The organism is Streptomyces sp. NPDC005878 (genome assembly GCF_040629815.1).
Lineage (GTDB): Bacteria > Actinomycetota > Actinomycetes > Streptomycetales > Streptomycetaceae > Streptomyces.
The window spans coordinates 72,027-92,296 of the sequence record NZ_JBEXWK010000027.1; the positions used below are offsets into that span (position 1 = coordinate 72,027).

General features: G+C 73.6%; 14 protein-coding genes. 12 read left to right on the forward strand and 2 right to left on the reverse strand.

All coding sequences use genetic code 11. From position 1 onward, the window contains the following. Positions 1-35: 35 nt before the first annotated feature. On the forward strand, positions 36-863 hold the full coding sequence (locus ABZ404_RS30325; RefSeq protein WP_358832783.1) for a helix-turn-helix transcriptional regulator: 828 nt from the start codon (positions 36-38) through the stop codon (positions 861-863). Then, positions 860-1,069: a DUF397 domain-containing protein gene (locus ABZ404_RS30330; RefSeq protein WP_358832784.1), complete on the forward strand. Its 210-nt coding sequence runs from the start codon at positions 860-862 to the stop codon at positions 1,067-1,069. The genes ABZ404_RS30325 and ABZ404_RS30330 overlap by 4 nt, the downstream gene beginning before the upstream one ends. Before the next feature lie 103 nt (positions 1,070-1,172). On the opposite strand, the gene ABZ404_RS30335 is transcribed toward ABZ404_RS30330, so the two are convergent. Next, positions 1,173-2,390: an amidohydrolase family protein gene (locus ABZ404_RS30335; RefSeq protein ID WP_358832789.1), complete on the reverse strand. Its 1,218-nt coding sequence runs from the start codon at positions 2,388-2,390 to the stop codon at positions 1,173-1,175. Positions 2,391-2,764: 374 nt separating this feature from the next. Between ABZ404_RS30335 and ABZ404_RS30340 the strand changes: the two genes are divergently transcribed. The 8 genes from ABZ404_RS30340 to ABZ404_RS30375 all read left to right on the forward strand — a co-directional run bounded on the left by ABZ404_RS30340 (position 2,765) and on the right by ABZ404_RS30375 (position 14,371). Next, complete coding sequence (locus ABZ404_RS30340; protein WP_358832785.1) at positions 2,765-5,731, forward strand: BTAD domain-containing putative transcriptional regulator; 2,967 nt, start codon at positions 2,765-2,767, stop codon at positions 5,729-5,731. A gap of 300 nt (positions 5,732-6,031) precedes the next feature. Next, the gene (locus tag ABZ404_RS30345) at positions 6,032-6,310 is read left to right on the forward strand and encodes a hypothetical protein (protein WP_358832786.1); all 279 of its coding nucleotides are present in this window, start codon (positions 6,032-6,034) and stop codon (positions 6,308-6,310) included. A gap of 698 nt (positions 6,311-7,008) precedes the next feature. Then, positions 7,009-7,416, forward strand: a complete 408-nt coding sequence (locus tag ABZ404_RS30350; RefSeq protein WP_358835536.1) for a PaaI family thioesterase — start codon at positions 7,009-7,011, stop codon at positions 7,414-7,416. A gap of 179 nt (positions 7,417-7,595) precedes the next feature. Further along, positions 7,596-8,501: an LLM class F420-dependent oxidoreductase gene (locus ABZ404_RS30355; RefSeq protein ID WP_358835537.1), complete on the forward strand. Its 906-nt coding sequence runs from the start codon at positions 7,596-7,598 to the stop codon at positions 8,499-8,501. Positions 8,502-8,512: 11 nt separating this feature from the next. Beyond that, a complete protein-coding gene (locus ABZ404_RS30360) occupies positions 8,513-9,298 on the forward strand; it encodes an SDR family NAD(P)-dependent oxidoreductase (RefSeq protein ID WP_358835535.1) in 786 nt (261 codons plus the stop codon). 151 nt (positions 9,299-9,449) lie between these two features. Then, entirely contained in the window at positions 9,450-10,577 is a 1,128-nt protein-coding gene (locus ABZ404_RS30365; RefSeq protein ID WP_358835534.1) for an LLM class flavin-dependent oxidoreductase, read from the forward strand. 594 nt (positions 10,578-11,171) lie between these two features. Beyond that, positions 11,172-12,914 carry a D-aminoacylase gene (locus ABZ404_RS30370; protein ID WP_358835533.1) on the forward strand — a complete coding sequence of 581 codons (1,743 nt, stop codon included), beginning with the start codon at positions 11,172-11,174 and terminating at the stop codon, positions 12,912-12,914. Further along, on the forward strand, positions 12,911-14,371 hold the full coding sequence (locus tag ABZ404_RS30375) for an aldehyde dehydrogenase family protein (protein ID WP_358835532.1): 1,461 nt from the start codon (positions 12,911-12,913) through the stop codon (positions 14,369-14,371). Before ABZ404_RS30370 ends, ABZ404_RS30375 begins: the two co-directional genes overlap by 4 nt. Positions 14,372-14,978: 607 nt before the next feature. Here the strand turns inward: ABZ404_RS30375 and ABZ404_RS30380 are convergent. Then, positions 14,979-16,535: a CehA/McbA family metallohydrolase gene (locus tag ABZ404_RS30380; RefSeq protein ID WP_358835531.1), complete on the reverse strand. Its 1,557-nt coding sequence runs from the start codon at positions 16,533-16,535 to the stop codon at positions 14,979-14,981. Positions 16,536-16,737: 202 nt separating this feature from the next. On the opposite strand from ABZ404_RS30380, the gene ABZ404_RS30385 reads away from it, so the two are divergent. Together ABZ404_RS30385 and ABZ404_RS30390 are read left to right on the forward strand one after the other, a co-directional pair. Beyond that, positions 16,738-17,580, forward strand: coding sequence for a TIGR03619 family F420-dependent LLM class oxidoreductase (locus tag ABZ404_RS30385; RefSeq protein ID WP_358835530.1), 843 nt, complete (start codon positions 16,738-16,740; stop codon positions 17,578-17,580). 61 nt (positions 17,581-17,641) lie between these two features. Further along, complete coding sequence (locus ABZ404_RS30390) at positions 17,642-20,236, forward strand: bifunctional FO biosynthesis protein CofGH (protein WP_358835529.1); 2,595 nt, start codon at positions 17,642-17,644, stop codon at positions 20,234-20,236. Positions 20,237-20,270: the final 34 nt, after the last annotated feature.

Consider the following 20,270-nt stretch of genomic DNA (forward strand, 5'->3'; position numbering starts at 1 on the left):
CTGTCAGAACGGCACGGAAGGCCGGTGAACGCCTCTTGAACCGCAAGGAGTTGGACCCCGACAGCTCGCCCCAAGCCGCTTTCGGCGCACGTCTGCGCAGCGTGCGGGAGGAGCGGGGGTGGACGCAGGAGGAGGCCGCCGAGCGCATGGGTTATTCCAGTACGCACATCTCGGCCGTGGAAACTGGTCGCAAACTGCCGACTCTTCGCTTCGCGCGCAGTGCGGACAGGGCATTCGGCAGCGGCGACGCGTTCGAGCGCGCATACCGGAAGGTCCGCAACACCGGACTGCTGGAGGGTTTCCCGCAGTTCGTGGAGCACGAGGCGCGCGCGGCGGAGGTCCGGCTCTACGAGGTCGGGGTCATCCCCGGGCTGCTCCAGACGCAGGAGTACGCGGCCGTGCTCGCCCGGAGCGCGGTCAAGCGCGGGGCGATCACCCACGAGCAGGCGGAGGAGCGGGTCTCCCTCGTCGCCGAACGGCAGGCCGCCCTGGACCGCACGCCCCCGCCGCTGGTGCACGCGGTGCTGGACGAGAGCTGTATCCGTCGGCCCATCGGGGAGCCGGACGTCATGGACGCGCAGCTGGCGCGGCTGCTGGAGTTCGCCGACCTGCCGACCACGCTCTTCCAGGTGGCCCCGTTCAGCATGGGGGACCGTCGCCCGTTCAATCTGCCGGTCACGATCCTGACGCTGCCGGACCGGTCACTCGTGTCGTACGCGGAATCCGCCCACCGAGGGCATCTGGAGCGTGAATCCACCTTCGTACTCCTGCTGTTGACGGCCTACCATCAACTGCAAGGCGAATCCCCCTCCCAGGCGGAGGCAGTGGCCATGATCAGCAGGTTACGAAAGGGCACCCCGTGACGACCGACCATCTGCAGTGGTTCACGTCCTCGTACAGTGACAACGGCGGCCAGTGTGTCGAGGTCGCCCACACCGTCGCCGCCGCGCGCGGCGTGGTCCCCGTCCGTGACTCCAAGCGCCCGGACGGTCCCGTCCTCGACCTCCGCGCCGAGGCTTATTCCTCCTTCGTCTCGGGCGTCAAGGCAGGTTGGTTCGACCACGCCTGAGCGCTCGGCCGGGCGCGTACCGGCGGCGACCCCCTCCCGGCCACTCCCGCCACTCCCGTCTCCATGGGGAGTGGCGGGTCCTCGTGGTGGCGGCCGGGTCCCGCTACCCCGCCCAGAGCCCCGTCTCCGTCAGCCCCAGCAGGCCGATCGCGTTCCCCCGGACGATCCGCTCCACCACGTCCTGCCGGAGGTGCGCCATCTGGGCCGCCCCGACCTCCTTGGACTTCGGCCAGGTGGAGTCCGAGTGCGGGTAGTCCGTCTCGTACAGGACGTTCCCCACCCCTATCGCCCCCAGATTCCGCAGTCCGAACGCGTCGTCGAAGAAGCAGCCGTAGACGTGGTCCGCGAAGAGCTCGGACGGGGGGCGGTGGACCTTGTCCGCCACTCCGCCCCAGGCGCGGTTCTCCTCCCAGACCACGTCCGCGCGCTCCAGGATGTAGGGGATCCAGCCGATCTGGCCCTCCGCGTACATCACCCGCAGCCGGGGGAAGCGCTCGAACTTGCCGCTCATCAGCCAGTCGACCATCGAGAAGCAGCAGTTGGCGAAGGTGATCGTGGAGCCGACGGCCGGGGGCGCGTCCGCCGAGGTGGACGGCATGCGGGAGGACGAGCCGATGTGCATCGCGATCACCGTGCCCGTCTCGTCGCAGGCCGCCAGGAACGGGTCCCAGTAGTCCGTGTGGACGGAGGGCAGCCCCAGGTGCGGCGGGATCTCGGAGAAGGCCACCGCCCGCACGCCCCGCGCCGCGTTGCGCCGTACCTCCGCGGCGGCGAGTTCCGCGTCCCACAGGGGGATCAGCGTGAGGGGGATCAGCCGGCCGTGCGCCTCGGGGCCGCACCACTCCTCCACCATCCAGTCGTTGTACGCCCGCACCGACAGCAGCCCCAGCTCCCGGTCGGACGCCTCCGTGAACGTCTGGCCGCAGAAGCGGGGGAAGGTGGGGAAGCACAGCGCCGACTGGACGTGGTTGACGTCCATGTCCGCGAGCCGCTCCGGGACGCTGTACGAACCCGGCCGCATCTGCTCGTAGGTGATCACTTCGAGGCGGATCTCGTCCCGCGCGTACCCGACCGCCGTGTCCAGCCGGGTCAGCGGGCGGTGCAGGTCCTCGTACACCCACCAGTCGCCCACCGGCCCCTCGTCGCCCGGCGCGCCCATGACCGGCGCGAACCTGCCGCCGAGGAAGGTCATCTCCTTGAGGGGCGCGCGGACGATGCGCGGGCCCGCGTCCCGGTACCTCGACGGGAGCCGGTCCTGCCAGACGTGCGGCGGCTCCACCGTGTGGTCGTCCACCGAGATGATCCTCGGGAAGCTCTCCACGGTCTCCACGGTCTCCACGTGCTCGACGTGCTCGACGGTCTCCATGGCTCCTCACGGTAGACCTGATCTGACGATCCGTCAGCCAGTCGGTCCGGGGCGCTCGCGGCCCGGGGCGGCGGAGCCGGTCGCTCCTCCGGACCCGCGCACCGGTCGCACCTCGGCCACTCACCCGTCACTCGTCGGCCATTCGCCCCTCCGCCCCCGCCCCGCGACATCCGTCCGTCCCCGGGCGTGGCCGTGGACAGGCGCCGGTGACCTGTAACGAAAGTGTGCGGAGGCCTTGTGCGGAGCGTCACCCGTAGCTGACGCGCATGCCATGGACAGGGCAGACTGGCACGGGCATTACCAGCGCTACGGGGGCACAGGGGGTCGCTATGGACCGAAACGGCGAGCCGCGCATTCCGGAGCAGCGGGCTCCGGTTTCGGCGGTGGACGCCGGCCAGGCCGCGGACACCGCGGACCTGCGCTTCGGCGTGCTCGGACCCGTACGCGCCTGGCGGGGCCGAGAGGCCCTGCCGTCCGGCTCACCGCAGCAGCGGGCCCTGCTCGCCGCCCTGCTGCTGCGCGACGGCCGCACGGCCACCGCCGCCGAGCTGATCGACGCCATCTGGGGCGACGAGCCGCCCTCGCAGGCCCTGGCCGCGGTACGGACGTACGCCTCGCGGCTGCGCAAGGCCCTCGGGCCCGGCGTCCTGGTCAGCGAATCCGGCGGATACGCCATCCGGCTCGACTCCGGCGTCCTCGACCTCGCCGAGGCCCAGGAGCTGGCCGCCGAGGCCGAGAAGGCGCGGGCCGGCGGCGACCAGACGCGGGCGCGTGACCTGCTCAAGGCCGCCCTCGCGCTGTGGACCGGCGAGCCGCTGGCCGGCATCCCCGGGCCGCACGCCGACACCGAACGCACCCGGCTCGTCGAGTGGCGCCTTCAGCTCACCGAGGCCCGGCTCGACATGGAGCTGGACGCCGGCTGCCACGCCGAGGCCGTCTCGGAACTGACCGCGCTGACCGCCGCGTACCCGCTGCGCGAGCGGCTGCGGGAGCTTTTGATGCTCGCGCTCTACCGCAGCGGACGCCAGGCCGAGGCCCTCGCGGTCTACGCCGACACCCGGCGCCTGCTCGCCGACGAGCTCGGCGTCGACCCGCGCCCCGAGCTCGCCCGGCTCCAGCAGCGCATCCTCCAGGCCGACGAGGACCTGGCCAGGCCCGCCGAGGCTCCGGCCGCCCCGGCACCGGTCCGGGCGGCCCAACTCCCCGCGTCCGTACCTGATTTCACCGGCCGGGTCGCCTTCGTCCAGGAGCTGTCCGCACGGCTCGCCGCCGCTGAGTCCACCGTCATGGCGGTCTCCGCGCTGGCCGGGATCGGCGGGGTCGGCAAGACGACGCTCGCCGTCCACGTCGCCCACGCGGCCCGCCCGCACTTCCCCGACGGCCAGCTCTACGTCGACCTCCAGGGCACCGGGCCGCGCGCCTGCGAGCCCGAGGCGGTGCTCGGCGCGTTCCTGCGGGCGCTCGGCACCCCCGACGCGTCCATCCCCGACTCGCTGGAGGAGCGCGCGGCCCTGTTCCGCTCCACCCTCGACGGCCGCCGGGTCCTGGTGCTGCTGGACAACGCGCGCGACGCGGCCCAGGTCCGCCCCCTGCTGCCCGGCACGGCGGGCTGCGCGGCGCTGGTCACCAGCCGCATCCGGATGCTGGACCTGGCCGGGGCCTACCTGGTCGACCTGGACGTGATGTCCCCGGAGGAGGCCCTCCAGCTCTTCACCCGGATCGTGGGCGAGGAGCGGGTGAGCGCGGAGCGCCAGTCGGCCCTCGACGTGGTGGCCGCCTGCGGCTTCCTGCCGCTCGCCATCCGTATCGCCGCCTCCCGGCTCGCCTCCCGGCGCACCTGGACCGTCTCGGTGCTCGCCGCCAAGCTCGCCGACGAGCGGCGCCGCCTGGACGAGCTCCAGGCGGGCGACCTCGCCGTCAAGGCCACCTTCGAACTCGGCTACGGCCAGCTGGAGCCCGCCCAGGCCCGCGCCTTCCGGCTGCTCGGGCTGCCCGACGGCTCGGACATCTCGCTGGCCGCGGCCGCCGCAGTCCTGGACCTGCCGCTCCAGGAGACCGAGGACCTCCTCGAATCCCTCGTCGACACCAGCCTGGTGGAATCGGCGGCTCCCGGCCGCTACCGCTACCACGACCTCGTACGGCTCTACGCGCGTGCCTGCGCCGAGCGCGACGAGGACCCGCCCTCCGAGCGGGCCGACGCCATGTCGCGGCTGCTCGACTTCTATCTGGCCACGGCCGCCCGGGTGTACGCGATCGAGCGGCCCGGCGACCGGCTGGTGGAGCACCTGGCGCCCACCCGGTACCCCGGCCTCACCTTCGCCGACGGGCACGCCGCCGTGGACTGGCTGTACGCGGAGGCCAACTGCCTGCTGGCGTGCCTGCACCAGTGCGCGGCCGACCCGGCGATGCTGCGGCGCGCGGTGGACCTGCTGTGGGCGGCCAAGGACCTCGCCGAGTCGGGCGCCAACTCGCGCCAGTACGAGACGACGGCGGTGGCGGTACGGGACGCCGGGCACCGGCGGGGCGACGCGCTCGCCGAGGGACGGGCCCGGCTCGCGCTCTCCACGGTGCTGCTCGTCTCCGGCCGCTTCGAGCAGGCCGACGAGGAGGCGCGGGTCTCCGCGCTGCTCGCCCGGGAGGCCGGTGATCCGATGCCGGCCGGGGCCGCGCCCACCGACCGCGGGATCATCGCGTTCTACCAGAACCGGCACGCGGACGGCGAGCGCTTCCTCCAGGAGGCCATAGAGAACTACCGGGCCGACGGCAACCGGCCGGGCGAGGCCAGCGCGCTGTGCAACCTCTCCCGCATCCACGTGAACATGGGCCGCACGGCGAGCGCGGTCGAACTCGCCCAGCGCGGGCTCGACATCTTCAGCGAGATGGGCCTGGCGCTGCGGTGCGCCAACGGCCGCTTCGCGCTGGGGATCGCGCTGACCCGGGCGGGCCGGCTCGACGAGGCGCTGTCCCAGCTCGGCCAGGCCCTGGAGGTCTTCCAGGAGAACCGGCACCGCCTGTGGGAGGGCACCACGCACTTCCGCATCGCCGAGGCCCACTTCGCGGCGCGGCGCCCGGCGCGGGCGGCCCAGCACGCGGAGCAGGCGCTGGCGCTGCGCTGCATCGGCGGCGAGTGGATGCGCGGCAACGTCCTGACGACGCTGGGCCGGGCCCTGGACCAGCTCGGCCAGGCCGACCGGGCGCGCGCCTGCTGGCGCGAGGCGCTGGCCATCTATGAGTCGACGGGTGCGGCGGAGGCCAAGGACGTACGGCAGCTGCTGAGTCTGACGGCGGCGGCATAGCGGCTACCGCACCCGCCGCCACCTGGGCTTTCGCGCGGCGCGGCGGCTTCGCGCGCGCCGCGCCGGGGCGGCCGTCCGGGTGCCGTCCAAGGGGTTGCCGACGCCGTTTAGCCTTCGTTTATCGCCCCTCGGCACTCTTCTACTCAACGATCCGCCGCGTCGGGGGGCAGGCGGGTCGACGGTGGGCCTCCCCGCTACTGTGGACGGCCCTTGCAGTGCCCGTCCGGCGACCCTCGGGGGAGCCGCCGGGCGGGCACCGTTCACAGCACGACATGCAGCAACTCAGGGGAGCTGAACACGATGAGTGACGGTAACAAGCCCGAGACCGGCGACACCACGACGCAGGAGAACCACGCGGGGATCCCGGGCTCCGGCGCGGGGACGGGGACGGGCACCATCGTCCCGATGGAGAACCACGCGGGCCTGCTCGGTGGCGACGCCACCATCAAGCCCCTTGAGAACCACGCCGGTCTGGTGGGCGTGGGCGGTCCGGTCAAGCCGATGGAGAACCACGCGGGCCTGATCGGTACGGACGTGCTCAAGCCCCAGGAGAACCACGCCGGTTCCGAAGAGGTCTGAGCACCCCAGCACCACCGCTGGACGGGGACCGGCCGCGGCGACGCGGAGGGGGGGTCGCCGCGGCCGGCGACACACGGGGGACGTACGGGGGACGTACGGGGGAACCACGGGGGGAACCACCGGGCCACGGGGGAACGGGGGGCCACGGGGGATCGCCGGGGACGCGTACTTGGGGGTGCGCGTCCCCGGCGGGGGGAGCACGGGGGAAGTACGGGGGACACGGGGGAGAACGGGGGAGCGGGGGGAACGGGGGAAGCACGGGGGAACCAAGCGCCCCGCGGCCGGACGTGCCGCGGGGCGCTTCGCCGTGCGTGCGGGGGGCGGGGGCCCGGGGGGCTTCGGGCCTGCGCGCGGCCCGCTGCCGCGCCTCGGCGTGCGCGCCCGCGCATGGGCGGACCCGGCACCGCCTGCGCACGATCACCGGCCGGACGTGCCTGGCGCGGCCGGGCCTGGCGCGGCCTGCGTCCGGTGGCGAGCCGGACGTGCCGCGGGCGCTTCGCCGTGCGTGCGGGCCCGGGGCTCGGGGGCTTCGGGCCTGCGCGCGGCCCGCTGCCGCGCCTCGGCGTGCGTGCCGCGCGCGGGGCGGCCTCGCGCCGCCTGCGTCCGGTCACCCGCCGGACGGGTCGCGGGGGGCTTCGCCTGCCGGGCGGGCGTGGGTGGCCTTGCCCCCGGAGCCCCGTCCCCGCCACCATCCCCTCATGGACGCCCGCATCGCACAGAAGATCCTCGTCGAGAACTTCGCCCCCTGGGTGCTCGACCTCGGGCTGGCCGTCGAGGAGGTCGGGGCGCGGCACGCCGTGCTGCGGCTGCCGTGGGACGCGCGGCTGGCCCGGGAGGGCGGGGGGATGTCGGGGCAGGCGCTGATGGCCGCCGCCGACACCGCCACCGTCATCGCCGTCTCGGCCGCCCGGGACGCGTACGGCCCCATGGCCACCGTGCAGCAGTCGACCAGCTTCCAGCGCCCGGTCGTCGGCGCGGACGTGCTGGTCGAGGCGCGGGTCACCAAACTGGGGCGGCGCATGGCGTTCGCCGACATCACCCTCACCGCCGAGGGCGCGGACGAGCCGGCCGCCCGGGCGAGCACGGTCTACGCGCTCCTCGACTGACCGTACGCCTCCCGAGGGGTCCCGCACGAGGCCTTGTCTGACGGTCCATCAGATACCACGATGGGCACGGACGAGTCGACGTGACGCGGCGTCAGTTCCCCGGCGCCCGTCCGGACCGAGGAGGCGCCACCGTGGACCCGTACGCGCACATACCCACCGGGGGGCGGCTCGGTTACGGGATGCAGCTTCCCATCCAGTCCCAGAGCACCCTCTACGCCGAGCCCTGGGAAGCCGGAGCCACCCCGCGCGACCTCGCCGAGATCGCGCGGGCCGCCGACCGCGCCGGCTTCCACTACCTCGCCACCTGCGACCACGTCGCCATCCCGCGCCGGCTGGCGAGCGCGATGGGCACCACCTGGTACGACCCGGTCGCCACCCTCGGCTACCTGGCGGCCCTCACCACCCGCACCCGGCTCCTGAGCCACGTCGCCGTGGTGGGCCTGCGCCATCCGCTCCTCACCGCCAAGCAGTACGCCACCCTCGACCACCTCAGCGGCGGCCGGCTGATCCTGGGGGTGGGGGCCGGACACGTCCAGGAGGAGTTCGACGCCCTCGGCGCCGACTTCGCGGGCCGGGGCGGCGTGCTGGACGAGTCGATCGACGCGCTGCGGGCGGCGCTGGGGCCGGAGGAGTTCCCGGAGTTCCACGGCGAACGGTTCACCTTCTCCGGCCTCGGGCAGCGGCCCCGCCCCGCCCAGGAACGGGTGCCCGTCTGGGTGGGTGGCTCCTCGCCCGCCGCCGTGCGCCGGGCGGCCCTGCGCGGCGACGGCTGGCTCCCGCAGGGCGACCCGCGGGAGAAGCTGCCGCACCAGATCGCGCGGATACGGGAGCTGCGGGAGCGGGCCGGGCTCGACGGCCCGTTCTGTGTCGGCGCCATCGCCGAGCCCCTGTACGTGGGCGAGGCGCGGTGGGACCTCGGGCGCCGCACCCTCAGCGGCAAGCCGGACGCCCTGGCCGACTCCCTGCGGGAGTACGCCGCGCTCGGCGTCCACCAGGTCCAGCTCCGCTTCCGTTCGCGCGGCCGCGCCGAGCTCACCGACCAGATCGCGGCGTTCGCCGCCGATGTGGCCCCCCATCTGAGCTAGGGAGTAAGGACATGGGCAAGCTGGACGGGCGGGTCGTCCTCGTCACGGGCGCGGCGCGCGGGCAGGGCGAGCAGGAGGCGCGGCTCTTCGCGGCCGAGGGGGCGAAGGTGGTGGTCGCGGACGTCCTGGACGAGCAGGGCGAGGCCGTGGCCAAGGAGCTGGGCGCCGGTGCGGCGCGGTTCGTGCACCTGGACGTGGGCCGGGAGGAGGAGTGGCGGGCCGCGATCGCCACGGCCACGGAGACCTTCGGGCACCTGGACGGGCTGGTGAACAACGCGGGCATCCTGCGCTTCAACGAGCTCGTGGCCACACCGCTGGAGGAGTTCCAGCAGATCGTCCAGGTGAACCAGGTGGGGACGTTCCTGGGGATCAAGTACGCGGCGCCCGAGATCGAGGCGGCCGGGGGCGGCACCATCGTCAACACCGCCTCGTACACCGCGCTGACGGGCATGGCGTACGTCGGTGCCTACGCCGCCACCAAGCACGCCGTCCTCGGCCTCACCCGGGTCGCGGCGGTGGAGCTGGCGGCGAAGGGGATCCGGGTGAACGCGGTGTGCCCCGGCGCCGTGGACACCCCCATGACCAACCCGGCGGCCCTGGACCCGACGGCCGACCCGGCGGCGGCCGGGGAGGCGGTGGCCGGGCTCTACAAGCGGCTGGTGCCGCTGGGCAGGATCGGCCGGCCCGAGGAGGTGGCGGCCCTCGCCCTCTTCCTGACCAGCGAGGACTCCGCGTACATCACGGGCCAGCCGTTCGTGATCGACGGGGGCTGGCTGGCGGGCGTGAGCCTGTTCTGACGGCGTCCTCACGGCCTTCCGGCCGTCTTCTGACCGCGCATCAGGTATTGACGGGCGGGGCGGGCCGGTGGAACAGTCGCAGCACCAGATATCTGACGGTACGTCAGAAACTGACCAGACGTGGTGACGACGACAGGGACGGTGAACCGCCTTGGAATTCGGGCTGTTCGTACAGGGTTACGTGCCCGTGGCACGCTCGTCGGTCGACCCCCAGGCCGAGCACAAGGCGCTGATGGAGGAGACCGAGTACGTCATCCAGGCCGACAAGTCCGGCTTCAAGTACGCCTGGGCCTCCGAGCACCACTTCCTGGAGGAGTACTCGCACCTGTCCGCCAACGAGGTCTTCCTCGGATACCTCGCCCACGCCACCGAGCGCATCCACCTCGGCTCGGGCATCTTCAACCCGCTGGCGGCGGTGAACCACCCGGTCAAGGTCGCGGAGAAGGTCGCGATGCTGGACCACCTCAGCGAGGGCCGCTTCGAGTTCGGCTCCGGGCGGGGCGCCGGCTCCCACGAGATCCTGGGGTTCATGCCGGGGGTCACCGACATGAACCACACCAAGGAGATCTGGGAGGAGACCATCGCGGAGTTCCCCAAGATGTGGCTCCAGGACGAGTACGTGGGGTTCCAGGGCAAGCACTGGTCGCTGCCGCCGCGCAAGATCTTCCCCAAGCCGTACGGGAAGTCGCACCCCGCGATGTGGTACGCGGCCGGGTCCCCGTCGTCGTACGCCATGGCAGCCAGGAAGGGCCTCGGCGTCCTCGGCTTCTCCGTCCAGAAGGTCTCGGACATGGAGTGGGTCCTGGAGCAGTACAAGACCGCCATCCGGGAGGCCGAGCCGATCTCCGACTTCGTCAACGACAACGTGATGGTGACGTCCACGGCGATCTGCGCGGAGACGCACGACAAGGCGGTGGCCATCGCGGCGGCGGGCGGCCTGAACCGCCTCCAGTCCCTGGTCTTCCGCTACCACGACACCTTCCCGCGCCCGGAGGGCGTGCCGGAGTGGCCCGAGCTGCTGCCCGAGTACACCACCGAGATCATCGAACTCCTCATCGCGGAGGAGCTGATGATCTGCGGTGATCCGGAGGAGGTGACGCGGCAGTGCAAGCGGTGGGAGCAGGCGGGGGCGGACCAGTTGTCGTTCGGGCTGCCCATCGGGGTGCCGTACGAGGACACGATGAACACGATCCGGCTGATCGGGGAGCATGTGATTCCTAAGATCGATACGGATCCGGTGCACAGGACGACCCGATTCCGCGGGTCGGCGGGAGTCTGACTCGGGACTCCGCCCCGAACCCCTCCCTCGGGTCACGCCCGGCGGGCGGCTGCGGGGGTGTGCGGTGGGTTGCTCGCGCAGTTCCCGGCGCCCCTGAAACCCCGCGTTCGTCTGCGGGTTGTGGTGGGTTGCTCGCGCAGTTCCCCGCGCCCCTGGAGGCATGGGGCTGAGCTGGGTTTTCCGGGTGCGGGGGACTTACCTAGGGGCGCGGGGAACTGCGCGACCAGCCCCCACCGGCCCGCAGGTGAAGTCGGGCCTTTGAGGGGCGCGGGGAACTGCGCGACCAGCCCCCACCGGCCCGCAGGTGAAGTCAGGCCCTTAAGGGGCGCGGGGAACTGCGCGAGCAACCGGCCACCCGCCCGCAGGCGAAAACGGGCCTTTCGGGGGCGCGGGGAACTGCGCGGTCAGCCCCCGCCGCGCCCGTAGACGGAATCCCCTGCCCCCGGAGGGTTTAGGGAAGGGGCGGGGTGGGGGCTCCGACAAGCGCGGGACGGCGCCCTCCCGGAACGCCGCCCCGTACCCCCGGCCGGAGGCCAGAACGGCGGCGGCCCGCCGAACGGCCCCGGCCGGGACACCCACGTGAGGGAGAGGGACATGCTCGACCACCTGATCCGCCGCGCCACCGTCGCCGACGGCACCGGCACCCCCGCCTACCCCGCAGACATCGGCATCCGAGCAGGCCGCATCCAGGCGATAGCCGAACCCGGCACCCTCGCCCCCCACACCGCCCGCACCAGCGAGGACGCCGACGGCCTCGTCCTCGCCCCCGGCTTCGTCGACCCCCACACCCACTACGACGCCCAGCTCTTCTGGGACCCGTACGCCACCCCGTCCATGAACCACGGCGTCACCACCGTCGCCGGCGGCAACTGCGGCTTCACCCTGGCCCCCCTCCACCCCGGCCGCCCCGAGGACGCCGACTACACCCGGCGGATGATGGCCCGGGTGGAGGGCATGGCGCTCAAGGCATTGGAGGACGGGGTCGACTGGAGCTGGTCGACGTTCGGGGAGTACCTGGACGCCCTCGAAGGGCGGATCGCCGTCAACGCCGGGTTCATGGTCGGCCACTGCGCGCTCCGCCGCTACGTCATGGGCCCCGACGCCGTGGGCGGCGACCCCACGCCCGCCCAGCTCGACGCGATGCTGCGCCTCCTCCACGACGCCATGGACGCCGGCGCCTGGGGGCTGTCCACCACCCAGTCGTCCACCCACTCCGACGGCGACGGCCGCCCCGTCGCCTCCCGGCACGCCCGCCCCGCCGAACTCCTCGCCCTGTCACGGGCGGTCGGGCAGCACGAGGGCACCCAGATCGAGGCGATCGTGGCGGGGTGCCTCGACCAGTTCTCGGACGAGGAGATCGACCTCCTGGTGGAGATGTCGGCCGCCGCCGGGCGTCCCCTCAACTGGAACGTGCTCACCATCGACGCGGCCGTCCCCGAACGCGTCCCGCGCCAGCTCGCCGCCAGTGAGCGGGCCCGCCGCGCGGGCGGCCGGATCGTCGCGCTGACCATGCCGATCCTCACCCCGATGAACATGTCGCTCGGCACCTTCTGCGCCCTCAACCTCATCCCGGGGTGGGGGGAGATCCTGAACCTCCCCGTCCCCGAGCGGATCGCGAAGCTGCGCGACCCGGCCGTACGCGCCGAGATGCTGCGCCGCGCCCAGAGCAAGGAGGCCGGGGTCTTCCGGCGCCTGGCCGACTTCGGCCGGTACGTCATCGGCGACACCTACTCCGAGGCCAACGCCTCGCTCACCGGCCGCGTGGTGCGCGACATCGCCGCCGAACGCGGCCAGGACCCCTTCCACTGCCTGGTCGAGATCTGCGCCCACGACCGGCTGCGGACCGTGCTGTGGCCGATGCCCACCGACAACGACCCGGCCAGCTGGGCGCTGCGCCAGGAGACCTGGCAGCACGAGGACGTCCTGCTCGGCGGCTCCGACGCGGGCGCCCACCTCGACCGGATGTGCGGCGCCCCGTACACCACCCGTTTCCTCGGGGACTGTCTGCGCGGACGCGGCCTCGTACCGCTGGAGCAGGCGGTGAAGATGCTCAGCGACGACCCCGCCCGGCTGTTCGGGCTGCGCGGGCGCGGACGGATCGAGGAGGGCTACCACGCCGACCTCGTCCTCTTCGACCCCGAACGCGTCGCGGCCGGCCCCGCCACCCTCGTCCACGACCTGCCCGGCCGCAGCCCCCGCCTGGACTCCAAGGCGATCGGGGTCGTCTCGGTCCGCGTCAACGGCGTCGAGACGATCCGCGACGACGTGGTGACCGGCGCCGTGCCGGGGACGGTCCTGCGCTCCGGCCGCGACACGAGGACGGTGTCGGTCAAGTGAGCGTGTACGAGCCGAAGCTGTTCCTCGGGGGCGAGTGGGTCGAGCCGGACGGCGGACGGTACGAGATCGTCGACCCCGCCACCGAGGAAGTGGTGGGCCTGGCCCCCGAGGCGAGCCGCGCCCAGGTGTACGAGGCGGCCGCGGCGGCCCGCGCGGCCTTCGACGGCTGGTCCCGCACCACCCCCGAACAGCGGGCCGCGATCCTCGACCGGGCGGCCGACGTCATCCAGCGCGAGTTCACCCCGTACGCCGAACTCGCCCGCGCCGAGAGCGGCGCCACCACCGCCACCGCGCGCGGGATGCAGGTCGCGGTGGGCGCGGCCCGCTTCCGGCGGTACGCCAGGGGCGCCCTGGAACCGGTCGAGAGCGCCGTACCGCCGCAGATCAACGAGGCCGGGCCGATGGGGAAGGCGGGCGTCTTCGGGGCGGTCGCGGTACGGCAGCCGGTGGGCGTGGTCACCTGCGTCACCTCGTACAACAACCCCTGGGCCAACCCGGCGGGCAAGATCGCGCCCGCGCTCGCCCTGGGCAACACGGTGGTGGTGAAACCCGCCCCGCAGGACCCCCTCTCCGTCTTCCGCATGGCCGAGGCGCTCGCGGAGGCGGGGGTGCCGCCGGGCGTGGTGAACGTCGTCACCGGTTCCGCCCCGGCCGTGGGGGAGGCGGCCGTGGACTCCCCGGACGTCGACATGGTCAGCTTCACCGGCTCCACGGCGGTCGGGCAGCGCATCGCGGAGGTGTGCGGCCGGGGGATGAAACGCCAGCTGATGGAGCTCGGCGGCAAGGGCGCGGCGCTGGTCTTCGAGGACGCGGACCTGGAGTCGGCGGTGCGGGGGATCGGCACGACGTTCTCGTTCTACAGCGGCCAGATCTGCACGGCGCCGACGCGGGTGCTGGTGCACCGGTCGGTGCACGACGACTTGGTGCGGCAACTGGCCCTGTACGCCAGCCACTTGCCGGTGGGTGACCCCTCCGCACCCGGGACGGTGGTCGGGCCGGTGATCTCGGCGGCGCACCGGGAGCGGGTGGAGGCGTATGTGGAGCTGGGGCGGAAGGAGGGGGCGCGGGTGGTGGCCGGGGGTGAACGGCCGCCGCTGGGGCGCGGGTTCTATGTGGCGCCGACCCTCCTCGCCGACTGCACCAACGACATGCGCGTCGTCCGCGAGGAGATCTTCGGGCCGGTGGTGGCGGTGGTGCCGTTCGACGACGAGGAGGAGGCCGTCGCGCTGGCCAACGACAGCGACTACGGCCTGATCGACTACGTCTGGTCGGGCGACGTGGCCCGCGCCTTCCGCGTGGCGCGCCGGCTGCGGGCGGGAGGGGTGGGGGTGAACACGGTGGGGCGGAACATGGAGGCGCCGTTCGGGGGGTTCAAGAGGAGCGGGGTGGGGAGGGATGTGGGGTCGTACGCCTTGCAGGCGTACAGCGAGCTCCAGGCGATCGTCTGGCCGGGGTAAGTCCCTGCGGGGCGGGGGCTGAAGGGGCCGGGGCCCCGCCTGCGACCCGGCGCCGGCTCCCCCACGCCCCTCCTGGGCCGGGGATTCGTCTGCGGGCCGGCGGGGTCCGCCCGCGCAGTTCCCCGCGCCCCTTCTGAGCCGGGGGTTCGTCTGCGGGTTGTGGTGGGCTGGTCGCGCAGTTCCCCGCGCCCCTGGAAACCCTCGTTTGTCTGCGGGTTGTGGTGGGTTGCTCGCGCAGTTCCCCGCGCCCCTGGAGGCACGGGGCTGAGCTGGGTTTTTCCGGGTGCGGGGGACTTACCTAGGGGCGCGGGGAACTGCGCGACAAGCCCCCACCGGCCCGCAGACGAAATCGGGCCCTAGAGGGGCGCGGGGAACTGCGCGAGCAACCGGCCACCGGCCCGCAGGTGAAATCGGGCCTTTGAGGGGCGCGGGGAACTGCGCGGGCAAGCCCCCACCGGCCCGCAGACGAAATCGGGCCCTAGAGGGGCGCGGGGAACTGCGCGAGCAACCGGCCCCACCCGCCCGCAGGTGAAATCGGGCCCTTAAGGGGCGCGGGGAACTGCGCGGGCAAGCCACCACCGGCCCGCACGCGAACCCCTGGCCGGAATCATTCCCCCAGGAACACCGGATTCGTGAACGCCGCCAACGGTCCGGGCATCCCCGGCACCACCGGTGGGTGGCGGACCTCCGCCCGTACGTAACTCGCGTACGAACCCGTCGTCCCCCACTCCACACCCCCCGCCCCGGACCCCCCCACCCCCGCACTGAACACCGTCCCCTGGTCCGTCACGAACGACGCCGTGCAGCCGGGTGCGCCCGTGACGTCCAGCCGTACCGTGACCGGCGCGTCCGCGGGCACCCGCAGCCGGCCCCCGATGCCCGCGTGCTCGCCCCGCCCGCCCGTCACCCCGAAGGCCAGCGAGACCGCCGAGGACTCCGCCACGTACGAACGGCCCGCCCGCAGACCCGCCAGGACGGCCTCCCGGGACAGGTCGTCGGCGAGGACCACCGTCTGGGGGCCGCCGATCCGGTCGGGGTCCCGGTGGGCGTCGCTGTTGCCCATCGCCGGGGTCCAGCGCCCGCCCGAGCGGGCCGCCACCGCCAGCGTGCCGTCCCACTCCTGGAGCGAGACCTCGTCGTCGGGGGTGTACGGCCCGTTCCACACCTCCACCGCGTCCGCCTCGGCGAACCCGAACTTCCAGTTGCAGCCGACGCACGTGCCGTGCGGATGCGCCGGGACGACCAGGCCCCCGGCGCGCCGGATCTCCCGGGCGAAGTGGCCGAAGCGGTTGTCGCGGGCGCGGTAGCGCCAGTCGACGAAGGTGCCCGGGTCGACGCCGAGCGCCAGCACGTGGCCGTTGCGGGTGGTGATCTCCTCGCCGGTGAGGATCAGCAGGTCGTCGCCCCACAGCCCCTCCCACGCGGGGTGCGAGGCGTGCGTGTTGTGGTCGGAGGTGTTGATGAAGTCCAGGCCCGCCGCCCGTGCGAGCGCCGCGATCTCGGCGGGGGTGCGCCTGCCGTCGGAGTACCAGGAGTGCAGATGGCAGTCGCCCCGGTACCAGGCCCGGCCGCGCCCCTTGGCCCGGGACGGCGGGTACACGGGCCGGGGCGTGCGGCCCCGCTCGCCGTACTTCAGGGTGATCGTCACCGTGTACGGCAGCCCCTGCGGCGCGACGGTGTAGGGGCCGAGCGCGATGTGCCAGGTCCCGGCGCGCACCGGGCCCGGGATGTAGCCGGGGGTCGCCGCGTCCGCCCGGATGAAGAACTCGGTGCGGGCCCCGCCCGACCAGCCCCGGAAGCCCCGGCCGCCCAGCGCGGTGCCCCGCTCGTCGAAGACGCCGATGTCCAGGGCGTTGTTGGGCGTGCCCGCCGGGACGGCCGCCTTCTCGTACGTGTACGCCACGGCCAGCTCGCGCACCCCGCGCGGGATCTCCACCGGCAGGTACACGAAGTCGGGCGAGCCGGGCGGCAGGGTGCCGGTGACGACCCGGGTCGTCTCCCGGGAGCCGTCGCCGCCGGTACCGCCACCGCCGCCGGGTGCCGCGTTCGCGAAGCTCACGGTTCCCAGCGTCAGCGCGGCTGCCGCGCCCGTCACGAACAGTCCGCGCCGACCCAGGGTCGTGTCGCGCGCGGTGTCCTGGGCTCTGTCCTCGGATCCGGTCATGGCGGGTACTCCCAGCGGGGGTGGAAGGGGGCCTGTCGGTACGTGTCCGTCGCTGCCCACAGTCGTACGCGCCGGTGAACCCCGGGGCAAGGGGCGGCGGTTGGGCGGTGGCCGGTCCGTGGCGCCCGCGTGGCCGGTCCGCGGCGGTGGTGGCCGGGGCGTATCCCTTGCACCCGGAGGGGCGCGGGGATAGGAAGTGGGGATGCGTATCGCCACCACGATCTTCCTCACCGACGAGACGATCACCCCCGTCCGGCTCGCCCGCGAGCTGGCGGAGCGCGGATTCTCCGGGGTGTATCTGCCGGAGCACACGCACATCCCCGTCGAGCGCCTCTCGCCGTACCCGCCGGGCGGCGAGCTGCCCCGCCAGTACAGCCGCACCCTGGACCCCTTCATCGCCCTGGCGCAGATGAGCGCCGTCGCCCCCGCGCTGGGCCTCGGTACCGGCATCACGCTGGTCGCCCAGCACGACCCGATCGACCTGGCCAAGCAGGCCGCGACCCTGGACCACCTCTCCGGCGGCCGCTTCACCCTGGGCGTCGGCTACGGCTGGAACCGCGAGGAGGCCGCCGACCACGGCGTGGAGTGGTCCACGCGCCGCGAGCTGGTGCGCGACCGCATGGCGCTGATGCGGGCGCTGTGGGCGGAGAAGCCCACCGCGTACGAGGGCCGCTTCGGCTCGCTGCGCGCCAGCGAGGCCCACCCCAAGCCGGTGCGGAACGGGGCGCCGCGCGTCCTGGTCGGCGGCGCGGCGGGGCCGAAGCTGTTCGCGCACATCGCCGAGTACGCCGACGGCTGGCTGCCGATCGGCGGGGGCGGGCTGACCGACTCGCTGCCGCTGCTGCGGCGCGTCTGGGAGGAGGCGGGCCGCGCCCCGGCCGACCTCCACGTCGTCCCGTACGCGGTCCTGCCCGACCCGGGCAAGCTCGCCCACTACCAGCGGCTCGGCGTCGAGGAGGTCGTCCTCCAGCTCCCGTCGGCGGACGAGGCGACGGTCCTGAAGACCCTGGACGACTTCGAGCCGTTCCTGACGGCGGCCGTCTGAGCCGCCCGCTCCGGGCGAGGACCGGGCCTGCCCCGGAGGGTCCCGCTCGTATGCTCGGGGGATGACCTCCAGCGCGCAGCAACCGCAGGCCCCCGCACCCACCGCCAACGCGATGCGGCGCGCCCTGAAACGCGCCCGGGACGGGGTCGCGCTGGACACCGCCGAGGCGGCCGTCCTGCTCCAGGCGCGCGGCGAGGACCTGGTGGACCTCGCCGCCTCCGCCGCCCGGGTACGCGACGCGGGCCTGGAGGCGGCGGGCCGCCCGGGCGTCATCACGTACTCCAAGAGCGTCTTCCTGCCGCTCACCCGGCTGTGCCGGGACAAGTGCCACTACTGCACCTTCGTCACCGTCCCCGGCAAGCTGCGCCGGGCCGGGCACGGGATGTTCATGTCCCCCGACGAGGTCCTCGACATCGCCCGCCGGGGCGCCGCGCTCGGCTGCAAGGAAGCGCTGATCACCCTCGGCGACAAACCGGAGGACCGCTGGCCCGAGGCGCGCGAGTGGCTGGACGCGCACGGCTACGACGACACCATCGCCTATGTGCGGGCCATCTCCGTCCGCATCCTGGAGGAGACCGGTCTGCTGCCGCACCTCAACCCGGGGGTGCTGTCGTGGACCGACTTCCAGCGCCTCAAGCCGGTCGCCCCGAGCATGGGCATGATGCTGGAGACGACGGCGACCCGGCTGTGGTCGGAGCCGGGCGGCCCGCACTTCGGCTCGCCCGACAAGGAGCCCGCCGTACGGCTGCGGGTCCTGGAGGACGCCGGCCGCTCCTCCGTCCCCTTCACCAGCGGGCTGCTCATCGGGATCGGCGAGACGTACGAGGAGCGCGCCGACTCGCTGTTCGCGCTGCGCCGCGTGGCCCGCGCCTACCACGGCGTCCAGGAACTGATCATCCAGAACTTCCGCGCCAAGCCGGACACCGCGATGCGCGGCATGCCGGACGCGGAGCTGGACGAGCTGGTCGCCACGGTCGCGGTGGCCCGGCACATCATGGGCCCCTCCGGCTGCCTCCAGGCGCCGCCGAACCTGGTGGACAGCGAGTACGGACGGCTCATCGGGGCGGGCATCGACGACTGGGGCGGGGTCTCGCCGCTCACCATCGACCATGTGAACCCCGAGCGGCCCTGGCCGAAGATCGAGCTGCTCGCCGCGGAGTCCGCCGCCGCCGGCTTCGAGCTGCGCGAACGCCTGTGCGTGTACCCCGAGTTCGTGCTGCGCGGCGAGCCCTGGCTGGACCCCCGGCTGCTGCCGCACGTACGGGCGCTCGCGGATCCGCAGACGGGCCTGGCCCGGCCGGACGCGGTGGTCGAGGGCCACCCGTGGCAGGAGCCCGAGGAGGCCTTCGCCGCCACCGGCCGCACCGATCTGCACCGCACCATCGACACCGAGGGCCGCACCGCCGACCGGCGCGACGACTTCGACGAGGTGTACGGCGACTGGGAGGCGCTGCGGGAGGCGGCCGTTCCCGGCATGGCGCCCTCCCGCATCGACACCGACGTACGGGCCGCGCTCGCCACCGCCGCCGACGACCCGACGAAGCTGACCGACGACGAGGCGCTGGCGCTGCTGCACGCGGACGGCCCCGCCCTGGACGCGCTCTGCCGGATCGCGGACGAGCTGCGCCGGGACGTGGTGGGCGACGACGTCACGTACATCGTCACGCGGAACATCAACTTCACCAACGTCTGCTACACCGGCTGCCGCTTCTGCGCCTTCGCCCAGCGCCGCACCGACGCCGACGCCTACACCCTGTCCCTGTCGCAGGTGGCCGACCGGGCCGAACAGGCGTGGGAGGTGGGCGCGGTGGAGGTGTGCATGCAGGGCGGCATCCACCCGGACCTGCCGGGCACGGCGTACTTCGACATCGCGCGCGCGGTGAAGGAGCGCGTGCCGGGCATGCACGTGCACGCCTTCTCGCCGATGGAGGTCGTCAACGGCGCCACCCGCACCGGCCTGTCCATCCGGGAGTGGCTGACCGCCGCCCGGGAGGCGGGCCTCGACTCGATCCCCGGCACGGCCGCCGAGATCCTCGACGACGAGGTCCGCTGGATCCTCACCAAGGGCAAGCTGCCCACCGCCACCTGGATCGAGGTCGTGAAGACCGCCCACGAGCTGGGCATCCGATCCTCCTCCACGATGATGTACGGGCACGTGGACCAGCCCCGCCACTGGCTCGGCCACTTCCGTACGCTCTCCCGCATCCAGCAGGAGACCGGCGGCTTCACCGAGTTCGTGACCCTGCCCTTCATCCACACCAACGCGCCCGTCTACCTGGCCGGGATCGCCCGCCCCGGCCCGACCACCCGCGACAACCGCGCGGTGGTGGCGATGGCCCGCCTCCTGCTGCACCCGCACATCCCGAACATCCAGACCAGCTGGGTGAAGCTGGGCACCGAGGGCGCCGCCGAGATGCTGCGCTCGGGCGCCAACGACCTGGGCGGCACCCTGATGGAGGAGACCATCTCCCGGATGGCCGGGTCGAGTTACGGCTCGTACCGCTCCATCAAGGACCTGGAGGCCATCGCGCGGGCCGCGGGCCGCCCGGCCAGGCCCCGCACCACGCTCTACGGCGAGGTGCCGCCCGAGCGGCGGGAGGCGGCGCTCGCCTCCGACGGGCACCTGCCGGAGCTGCTGCCGGTGCTGGGGGACTGAGGGGCTGAGGGGCTGAGGGACCGGCCGGGGGCCC